Source organism: Vibrio sp. V39_P1S14PM300 (assembly GCF_009904765.1).
GTDB classification, from domain to species: domain Bacteria; phylum Pseudomonadota; class Gammaproteobacteria; order Enterobacterales; family Vibrionaceae; genus Vibrio; species Vibrio proteolyticus.
The window spans coordinates 26,161-28,284 of the sequence record NZ_WXWP01000077.1; the positions used below are offsets into that span (position 1 = coordinate 26,161).

At 50.7% G+C, this 2,124-nt stretch carries 1 protein-coding gene; it reads right to left on the minus strand.

Going from position 1 to position 2,124, the window contains the following annotated elements:
* Positions 1-43 precede the first annotated feature (43 nt).
* Positions 44-1,993, minus strand: coding sequence for a PTS mannitol transporter subunit IICBA (locus CAG65_RS03820; RefSeq protein WP_040902860.1), 1,950 nt, complete (start codon positions 1,991-1,993; stop codon positions 44-46).
* Positions 1,994-2,124: the final 131 nt, after the last annotated feature.

Here is a 2,124-nt window from a genome sequence, read left to right on the forward strand (position 1 = left end):
GGGGCGTGACGAGACCTCGGTTTTTGCTCAGGAGCAAAACAGGTTAGGCTGCCTGGTGACCGGACAGAATGTTGAGAATGTCCTCAACCTTGTCGGTACTGGTCAGCATGTCGATGGCCTCCGGCTCATCAAGTGCGTTAGTAATGGTGGTAATGACCTGAATATGTTCATCGTTTTTCGCCGCGATACCGATAACCAGCTTGGCAATGTCATCCGCGTCTTCGCCAAACTGTACGCCGCCAGGGTACTGGCAGATAACAATGCCTGTTTTGATGACTCGGTCTTTGGCCTCTACAGTACCGTGAGGTACAGCAATGGATTCACCCAGATAGGTGGGGACCAGTTTTTCGCGTTCGAACATGGCGTCGACGTATTCTGGCTCCGCGTAACCCATCTCAACCAGCTTGTTACCCGCATAGCGAATGGCTTCGTCTTTATTGCTGGCTTTGAGGCCCAGATGAATGTTTTCTCGCTCAATACGGAATACCGATGGCTGCTGGTCTTCAAAGCTATCGTCGTTCGCGGCCAGCACGGTCAGTTTGACCATATTGGCATCATTCGCAGCCGGTTGGTTTTGTGCGGCCATCAATTTAACCACTAGCTGATTGTACATTTCGCTGTCCAGGAAGTTCGTCAGGGAAATGTGGTGAGCGTCAGGTGCGTGCTTACGGGCACGATCCGTTAAGTCTTTGTGTGTAATCACGATGTCTGCGTCCTCTGGCAAGCTGTTGATGGCTAAATTAGTCACGTGGATGTCTAATCCGGCATCCTGGACTTTCTTGCGCAGCATGCCTGCGCCCATAGCGCTGGAACCCATACCAGCGTCACACGCAACAATGATGCTTTTCACACTCGCCATATCGACATCGCCTTTGCTTTGCTGATTGGCTACCGCGCCTTTTGACGTGGCTTTCATGTCTTGCATTTGTGAAGTCGCCTTCTCCAGCGCGACTTCATCGCCATCTTCTTCAGAGGTACGTTGCGCTTTCATCAGAACTGAAGCCACTGCGAAAGAGACGGCCGCCGCTGAGAAGATAGAGCTCAGTACGCCCACCATAGAAGCTTTTGGTGTCATCAGCAGTACTGCGAAAATTGAACCCGGTGAAGCTGGAGACACAATACCCGCGTTAAATACCGTCAGGACAAAGACACCTGTCATACCGCCTGCAATTGCGGCCAGGATCAGACGCGGGTTCATCAGAATGTAGGGGAAGTAGATTTCGTGGATACCACCGAAGAAGTGGATGATGGACGCCCCACCTGCAGTCTGTTTGGCTGTGCCTTTACCAAAGACGATATACGCCAGCAGGATACCCAGACCCGGCCCTGGGTTTGCTTCGATCAGGAAGAAGATGGACTGACCAGCTTCAGATGCTTGCTGGATGCCCAGAGGTGAGAAAATACCGTGGTTGATCGCGTTGTTCAGGAACAGAATTTTCGCTGGTTCAACAAAGATAGAAGTCAGTGGCAGAAGGTGAGCGTTTACCAGGAAGTTTACGCCAGCCGCCAACGTGCCGGACAGGATCTTCACAAACGGACCGATGAAGAAGAACGCCAGAATAGCCAACGCCATGCCGATGATACCGGCGGAGAAGTTATTGACCAGCATTTCGAAGCCGCTTTTCACTTTTCCGTCGATCTTTTTGTCAAAGGTCTTGATTGCCCAGCCGCCTAATGGTCCTACCATCATGGCGCCCATGAACATTGGAATGTCGGTACCGACGATCACACCCATGGTTGTGATCGCACCGACCACAGCACCACGATCACCGCCGACCAATTTACCACCGGTGTAACCGATCAGTAGTGGCAGCAGATAAGTGATCATTGGACCAACCATAGACGCCAGCGTTTCGTTTGGCAGCCAGCCAGTTGGAATAAAGAGTGCGGTAATAAAGCCCCAGGCGATGAAAGCGCCGATATTAGGCATTACCATGTTAGACAGAAAGCGACCAAAATTTTGTATCTTGATCTTAGCATCTGGTGATATCATAAGAATTCCCCGTTCGATGTTCTGATGAATATTGTTGTAGTAACGGTTCGCCAAAACCGCTTGATTGCTTAGTACCCAATCAATTTACCACACAATCTTCATTTGGAACTGACAACGGGTTTTTCGTGATC

Excerpts from the sequence above, each read along its gene's own strand:
- CAG65_RS03820 (WP_040902860.1), bottom strand. The coding sequence starts at position 1,993 with ATGATATCACCAGATGCTAAGATCAAGATACAAAATTTTGGTCGCTTT.